This window comes from Bradyrhizobium sp., from assembly GCF_017881085.1.
Taxonomy (GTDB): Bacteria; Pseudomonadota; Alphaproteobacteria; order Rhizobiales; family Xanthobacteraceae; genus Bradyrhizobium.
Window position 1 is genome coordinate 1 of sequence record NZ_JADGRI010000270.1, and the last position, 7664, is coordinate 7664.

The window sequence follows — 7664 nt, forward strand, 5'->3', positions numbered from 1 at the left end:
TGTTCGGCGGCAATCGTCGGCTCGGTCTCGCCGGCTTCTGCCAGATCTCACCACGGCGCATGGCGCCACGCCCATTATGCCGGACATCACATCGGGCAGCACTACGCCCATCGTCACTACCGCCATCATAGGCACATCGTGCGCGGATCGCGCTGGGACGCCAGCGTGGCGCAAATGCAGGCGCGAGGTTTGGCCGATAGCAATGCCAGCCTTGCATCGGGCGGCACCTATTCCGCCGGCACGGCCACGTCAGGCGGATTTGGTTCGTCGAATCTCGTCGCCGAAGCGCGCCGTTACCTCGGCGGCAATCCGACGGGGCGCGGCAGCCTGTGGTGCGCACGGTTCATGAACATGGTTCTGCAGCGCACGGGCTACCACGGCACCGGCTCGGACATGGCGCGTTCGTTCGCAAGCTACGGCCAGCGTGTCTCCGGACCGCAGATCGGCGCCATCGCCGTGATGGGACGGCGCGGCGGCGGACATGTCGGGATCATCAGCGGCATCGACGCGCAGGGCAATCCGATCATGATCTCGGGCAATAACGGCAACCGGGTCCGCGAAGCGCCGGTGTCGCGCGGCCGGATCTACGCCTACGTCATGCCGGCGGGTTGATAAGGCGACGAAGCACTTAGGCTTGGTTCACACCAGCTTCGGTTCTTCTGCCGCGATTGCATCGCCGACGGCAATCGCGCCGCCGGCGATTACCTCGGCGTAGACCCCGCACTCGTTATGGCCGAGCCGGCGCATCAATGCGGGCGGGATCTCGAGGTCGCGCGCTGCGGTCTCGGGGTCGACGTTGACGGCGGCGCAGCGGGTGATCCGCTTCACGACCTTCAGGCGGGCGTTGCCGACGGCAAGGGTCTGGCCGACGAGTTCGAGTTCCTGCCAGGCCGGCCAGCCGCTGACGTAGACATTGGCGCGGAAGCGCAAGGGATGCACGGGCAGGCCGACCATGTTCTCGACGGCTCTGACGCTGCCGAGATTGATGATGGAGACGACCTTCCTGGCGACGTCCGAAAAACTGTGGCCGCCGCCGGAAAGAACCTTTGGTGGCCCCTTGAGTTCGCCGGAAAAGTTCGCCGCGAAAAACGCCTCAATGGCGGCGCGGCCCTCTGCCGTTTCGAGGTCCCCGCGCGCGGCCACTTTGCCGTCCCGGCGAATGGTCAGGATATGGCTTTCGTCCTCATAATGCGTCTGCCATCCGGCCAGTCGCTCGTTGCGCATCAGCATCAGATAGAAGGACTTGTGCAGCCAGGCAGGCCGGGCCGGATCGAAGCCGCTGGGGCCGTTTTCGATGGCGTAGCGGCGGTCGGCCGGCAAGGTCTGGCCTCGCTGCAGCGTGACCGACGGCAGCGGCTCCGGCGTGAGGCCTTTGACAGGATAGCGGTAAAGGCTGGCGATCTCGGCGGGCGGGATGCGTGACATGCGGCTTTTTAGGAGATTCCCCAGCCCGGCGCCACCGCACACGAATTTGTGAAGCGGCCTCTTCCGTTTTGCCAAGCCGTTCCCACATTTGCCCCAAGCCGGCGCCAGCGTCGGCGACGACCGTGGCCGGTTGAGGAATGTCAATGCGGCCCGCGGAAACCCAGTGAAGATGCTGTGTCCGTGCCTTCGGGGCGGAGCGGCAGGCTGAGGGACACACAATGAATATTGAAAAATATACCGAGCGTGCGCGCGGTTTCATCCAGTCGGCGCAGTCGCTTGCGATGCGCGACGGCCACCAGCAGTTTTCGGCGCTGCATATGCTGAAAGTGCTGCTGGACGACAGCGAGGGCCTCGCCGGCGGCCTGATCGACAGGTCCGGGGGTAATTCCCGCGCGATCCTGAAAGCCACCGAAGACGCGCTCAACAAGCTGCCAAAGGTTTCCGGAAGCGGCGCCGGGCAGGTCTATCTCGCCCCGGAACTGGCGCGTGCGTTCGATGCCGCGGAAAAGGCCGCCGAGAAGGCCGGCGATAGTTTTGTCACCGTTGAGCGGCTGTTGCTGGGATTGACGCTGGAAAAAGACAGCGATGCCGGCAGCATCCTGCGAAAGGGCGGCGTCACGCCGCAGAATCTGAACGCGGCGATCGAAGCCCTGCGCAAGGGCCGCACCGCCGACAGCGCGACGGCCGAAAACGCCTATGATGCGCTGAAGAAATACGCGCGCGACCTGACCCAGGCGGCGCGCGAGGGCAAGCTCGATCCGGTGATCGGCCGCGACGAGGAAATCCGCCGTACCATCCAGGTGCTGTCCCGCCGCACCAAGAACAATCCCGTCCTGATCGGCGAGCCCGGCGTCGGCAAGACCGCGATCGTCGAAGGTCTGGCGTTGCGGATTCTCAATGGCGACGTGCCGGAGAGCCTGAAGGACAAGAAACTGCTGTCGCTCGATATGGGCTCGCTGATCGCGGGCGCGAAATACCGCGGCGAATTCGAGGAGCGGCTGAAAGCCGTGCTCCAGGAAGTCACCTCGGCCGAGGGCGGCATCATCCTTTTTATCGACGAGATGCACACGTTGATCGGCGCCGGCAAGGGTGACGGTGCCATGGATGCGTCCAATCTGCTCAAGCCCGCGCTGGCGCGGGGCGAATTGCACTGCATCGGCGCGACCACGCTCGACGAGTACCGCAAGCACGTCGAAAAGGACGCCGCATTGGCGCGCCGGTTCCAGCCGATCTTCGTTTCGGAGCCCACCGTCGAGGACACCATCTCGATCCTGCGCGGCCTGAAGGACAAATACGAGCAGCATCACGGCGTGCGCATCACCGATTCCGCGCTGGTTGCGGCGACGACGCTGTCGAACCGCTACATCACCGACCGGTTCCTGCCGGACAAGGCGATCGACCTGATGGACGAAGCCGCCGCGCGGCTGAAGATGCAGGTCGATTCCAAGCCGGAAGAGCTCGATTCGATGGACAGGGAAATCGTCCGGCTCAAGATCGAGCAGGAAGCGCTGAGGAAGGAAAGCGACGCCGGCTCGAAGAGCCGCTTGCAGACGCTGGAAAAGGAACTTGCCGAACTCGAAGAGAAGTCGGCCGCCCTGACCGCGCGCTGGAGCGCGGAAAAGGACAAGCTGTCGAACGCGCAGAAGATCAAGAGCGAGCTCGACGCGCTTCGCATCGAACTCGCCAACGCCCAGCGGCGCGGCGAATACCAGCGTGCCGGCGAACTGGCCTATGGCCGGATCCCCGAGCTCGAGAAGAGACTCGCCGATATCGAAGCCAAGGAAAACGCCGGCGAGATGATGGAAGAGGCGGTCACCGCCAATCACATCGCGCAGGTGGTGTCGCGCTGGACCGGCGTGCCCGTCGACAAGATGCTGGAAGGCGAGAAGGACAAGCTCCTGAAGATGGAGGACAGCCTCGGCAACCGCGTCGTCGGCCAGGCCGAAGCCGTGCATGCGGTGGCGACCGCGGTTCGCCGTTCGCGCGCGGGACTGCAGGATCCGAACCGCCCGATGGGCTCGTTCATGTTCCTGGGGCCTACCGGCGTCGGCAAGACCGAACTGACCAAGGCGCTCGCCGAATACCTGTTCAACGACGAGACCGCGATGGTCCGCCTCGACATGTCCGAATACATGGAGAAGCACTCGGTATCGCGGCTGATCGGTGCGCCTCCGGGCTATGTCGGCTATGACGAGGGCGGCGCACTCACCGAAGCCGTGCGGCGGCGGCCCTACCAGGTCGTGCTGTTCGACGAGATCGAGAAGGCGCATCCCGATGTTTTCAACGTGCTCCTGCAGGTGCTCGATGACGGCCGCCTGACCGACGGTCAGGGCCGCACCGTGGACTTCCGCAACACGCTGATCATCATGACATCGAATCTCGGCTCCGAATTCCTGGTCAACCAGCCGGAAGGCGAGGATACTTCGGCGGTGCGCGAGCAGGTGATGGGCACGGTGCGTGCGCACTTCCGCCCCGAATTCCTCAACCGCGTCGACGAGATCATCCTGTTCCACCGCCTGCAGAAGAGCGAGATGGGCCGGATCGTCGAGATCCAGTTCGGCCGGCTGCAGAAGCTCCTGGAAGAGCGCAAGATCGCGCTCACGCTCGATGCCGCGGCGCGCGATTGGCTCGCCGCCAAGGGCTGGGATCCCGCCTATGGCGCAAGGCCGTTGAAGCGGGTGATCCAGCGCAATCTGCAGGATCCGCTGGCGGAGATGATCCTCGCCGGCGAGGTCAAGGACGGCGATCGGGTCGCGATTTCGGTGGAAGGCAACGTGCTGACCTTCAACGGCAAGGCGCCGCAGACCGCCGAGATCGCGCAGTTCGAGCCGCCGTTGCCGAAACGCAAACTGAACTGAGTTGAAGCATGCCCCGGACCCGCCACCAGGTCCGGGGCATCTCAGCCTTCGCTCACGAGCGGCCCGGCCTGCCCGCCATCCTCGTCGTCCGGCTCGAGTTCGGCGAGGATATCGATCAAGCCGCGAACCCGTCCCGTAGGCAGCTTTTTGCCCGCATTCAGCAGCGGGTCGTCATTGAGGATCCAGGCCTGAGCCTCCGCCAGTTCCTCCGCCGTGGCACCGGTTCCGATCATTTCGGCGATGGTCACATCGTCGACTTGGCCGACCGCCTTGATAATTTCGTCACGAGTAAGCCGCGTCATCGCTTTTCACCCCTGAGCCAGCCGCGCCCCTCGATGGCGCGCGAACCATAGTCAACCGAAGGGGCACGGTCAGAGTTCCGCGCGCCGCCCGATTAAACCGTCATCTTCATCTTAAGGGGATGTCAGCGATTGCTGATTTGCCGCACGCCGGTTGAGCCGGTGGCGTCGGATAGCCGTGCCGTGCCGCGGTTGTTCATCATGCCGTCGAGACGATCGCGTTCCTTCTCGAAGCCTGCCAGCAGCGGCCCGTCGAGCGAGCGGCCGCGCGGCAGCTTGATGCGCATCGGATCGACGAAGCGGCCGTTGACCAGGATTTCGTAGTGGACGTGGGCGCCGGTCGACATGCCCGTCGAACCGACGAAACCGATCACCTGGCCCTGCCGCACCCGCTTGCCGGGCGCCATGCCCTTGGCGAAAGCCGACATGTGGCCGTAGGCGGTCTCGTAGCCATTGGCGTGCTTCACGCGGACGTAATTGCCGTAGCCGCCTTCCCGTTCGGCTTTCTCGACGACGCCGTTGCCGGAGGCGAAGATCGGCGTGCCGTAGGGCGCGGCCCAGTCGACGCCGGTGTGCATCTTGACGAAGCCGAGAATGGGATGGCGGCGCGCGCCGAAGCCCGATCGCATGATCGCGCTACCGACCGGCTTGCGCACCAGGAACTTCTTCGCGCTCTTGCCGGTCTCGTCGTAGTAATCGACCACCGCGTCGTCGGGGGTCTGGAACCGATAATATTTCTTGGTTTCGCCGCCGACGGTCAGCGAGGCGAACAGCACCTCGCTCTTTTCGCTGGCGTTGGCGCCTTCGTCTTCGCCGGCATAGAACACGTCGAAGGAGTCGCCGGGTTGCACCTTGCGCTGGAAGTCGACGTCATAGGAATAGACGCGGACCATGTCCTCGATGACATTCGCAGGCACCTTGTTGCGCAGCGCGGTCTCGTAGATGCTCTGATAGAGCCGGACCCCGCTGCCGTCGTCATCTTCATCGTCGCTGTTGTCGGGGGCTTCGGCGACGGTGTTCATGCTCTGTACGTCGACGGCGACATATTTGCCGAGGTCGGACAGCGCGGCGACGGCTTCGATGGTGGAATCGTTGGCGACGATCACCCGGCAGGGCTGCAGCCGCTGGCCGGGGCCCGCTGCCGCCATCAGGATGCGCAGCTTCTGGCCTTCCTTCAGTCCGCCATCGCGGCCGCGGGGGCCGAGCGTGGCGGCAATGGCTTTCGCCTCTTCCGGCGTGGCGCCCTGATCGCGCAGGATCGAGGTGACGCTATCGCCCTTCTTGACCACGTGGACGCGTTCGCCGGTCGGATTGCCGCCGGTGACCTGATCCTTGGTCTTCGGCAGCAGCGTGACGTTTTCCGGGACCACGCGGGTTTCAAAGCCGGCATAAGGGTCGGCGGAGGTGCCCTCGGTGGCGTAGGCCAGTTTCATGTCCGACTGGGCGCCGGTGGCATCGGCGGCGGCGTTGGCGAGCGCCGCATAGCGCACCCCGCTGCTGCCGCGCCAGTTCGAGGCGTCGCGCACCCGCATCAGTATATCGTCGAGGGCGACCACCGCGGCGATCTTCGCCTTCGGCAGAACCTGCGCCAGGTCCTTGGTGACGAAGGAAACCTCGGCATCGGGCTCGGCCGCGTCTGCCGCGTCGGCGGCGGCATTGGGATCGTCGGAGGCCGCCGGGGTAGGGCTGCCGACATCGCTCAGCATGCGCTGGGCGTTGAACGGCGGGATCTTGGCGCTGAGGTCGCTGGTCGTCATCGACAGATTGCCGGAGATGCGGACGAACGGCCGCACCCGCATCACGTCGCGGTTGCCGACGCGGGCCACTGTGGAGACCCGCACCACGCTGCGCGCCGCGGTCGATTCCCCGGGCGGCGGCAGGCGATCGCTCTTGTGCAGGCTGGCCGTCTTGTCATTGGCGCCGAACGCGCCGCGCAGCGCGCCCTCGACCCGTTCCGGCACCTTGGCAAAGGTCATTTCGCCGTCGAGGGAAGCGAAAACGGCGCCGCCGATAAGGGCTGCGCCGCACAGGCCGGTGAGGATGGTGCCGCTAAACCACTGTACGGAGACGCGGCGGCGATCGATCACCGCGGCCTCGGAACCGTCAACGGAAAGCGGCGGCTCATGACCGAGATCGATGATCCCGGTCTCGCGTCCGTAGCCGCCCCCGCGTGACGTCCTGTGGCTCAACCCGCCGTCCCCCCAATATCCATCAACATTCGACGAAATCTTTGCCCATACCCGATCCGCGTTCGCCCTCCGTAAGGGGGATCCGCGGGCACGGCGTGCCGTATAGATGTCCGGTAATCAATGGCCGAAGCGAGGCCGGGATCACGAACAACAATGGTCTTTAAGATCTCTCGATGTTTCCAAGCGAAAGGAAAAGGCGACGGGTTTCACTGGAGATCGCCAATCCCTCGGTAAAGAAACGCCGGCAGCCCCCACTGACACCCGGCGATTCAATGCTTACGTAGCGCCAGAACGTCGCAGGATTGTGGCTCAAGTACGGCGCAAGGTCCCTAAACATAGGGGCTTCGTCGCGGCCCAAGATTCTCTTCGATGATGCGACGATTTGTTGACAACAACCGTTGACAAGGTCGATCGGGCGGGCTTATAACCCGCCCACTGAGCGCGGCACTGTCTTGGCTCTTGGCCAAGGCAAGTTTTCGTGCCCGTGAAGCTCCTCATTGAGATGAGTGAATCAACAGCCGATACCAATCGGTTGTCATTTGCCGTCGAATAAGAGCTAGCGAGGCTTCCCCGAGGGGAAGCGAAAGTTGCTCCCAGCGATGGGAGAGGGGTCTTCGGACCCCGGGCTGTTTGACAAGTGAAGATGAAGAAAGAGAAACGTGGACGGCGGAGTCCTTGCGAGTCTCGAATACTTGAAAACTTCGGTTTTCATCTTTCGAGGCTGGACGAAAGACTTCGGCGGTACACGTTTACATAGGTTACACCATCGTCGTCCGCGATGTGAATCGCAGGCGATAAATATGGTGGGACCTCGTCAAACGTTGTGATCAGCCGGTTTAAAGTTTCAAGTCCAACTTGAGAGTTTGATCCTGGCTCAGAGCGAACGCTGGCGG

General features: G+C 64.0%; 5 protein-coding genes. 2 read left to right on the forward strand and 3 right to left on the reverse strand.

Annotated features, from left to right (window positions below; genetic code table 11):
- Positions 1 to 612: TIGR02594 family protein (locus tag QZ213_RS21440; protein WP_291688097.1), on the forward strand; the 612-nt coding region annotated here is incomplete at its 5' end.
- Positions 613 to 639: 27 nt separating this feature from the next.
- Here QZ213_RS21440 and QZ213_RS21445 read toward each other — a convergent pair.
- Positions 640 to 1425, reverse strand: coding sequence for an MOSC domain-containing protein (locus QZ213_RS21445; RefSeq protein ID WP_291688098.1), 786 nt, complete (start codon positions 1423 to 1425; stop codon positions 640 to 642).
- A 218-nt stretch (positions 1426 to 1643) separates the two neighbouring features.
- Between QZ213_RS21445 and clpB the strand changes: the two genes are divergently transcribed.
- Positions 1644 to 4283, forward strand: coding sequence for an ATP-dependent chaperone ClpB (gene clpB, locus QZ213_RS21450; protein WP_291688099.1), 2640 nt, complete (start codon positions 1644 to 1646; stop codon positions 4281 to 4283).
- A 41-nt stretch (positions 4284 to 4324) separates the two neighbouring features.
- On the opposite strand, the gene QZ213_RS21455 is transcribed toward clpB, so the two are convergent.
- Positions 4325 to 4585, reverse strand: a complete 261-nt coding sequence (locus QZ213_RS21455; RefSeq protein ID WP_291688100.1) for a hypothetical protein — start codon at positions 4583 to 4585, stop codon at positions 4325 to 4327.
- A gap of 122 nt (positions 4586 to 4707) precedes the next feature.
- Positions 4708 to 6771, reverse strand: a complete 2064-nt coding sequence (locus QZ213_RS21460) for a M23 family metallopeptidase (protein WP_291688101.1) — start codon at positions 6769 to 6771, stop codon at positions 4708 to 4710.
- Positions 6772 to 7664 lie beyond the last annotated feature (893 nt).

Bases quoted from the DNA above. Each gene is read 5' to 3' on its own strand.
- QZ213_RS21445 (WP_291688098.1), bottom strand. From the start codon at position 1,425: ATGTCACGCATCCCGCCCGCCGAGATCGCCAGCCTTTACCGCTATCCT.
- clpB (WP_291688099.1), top strand. From the start codon at position 1,644: ATGAATATTGAAAAATATACCGAGCGTGCGCGCGGTTTCATCCAGTCG.
- QZ213_RS21455 (WP_291688100.1), bottom strand. From the start codon at position 4,585: ATGACGCGGCTTACTCGTGACGAAATTATCAAGGCGGTCGGCCAAGTC.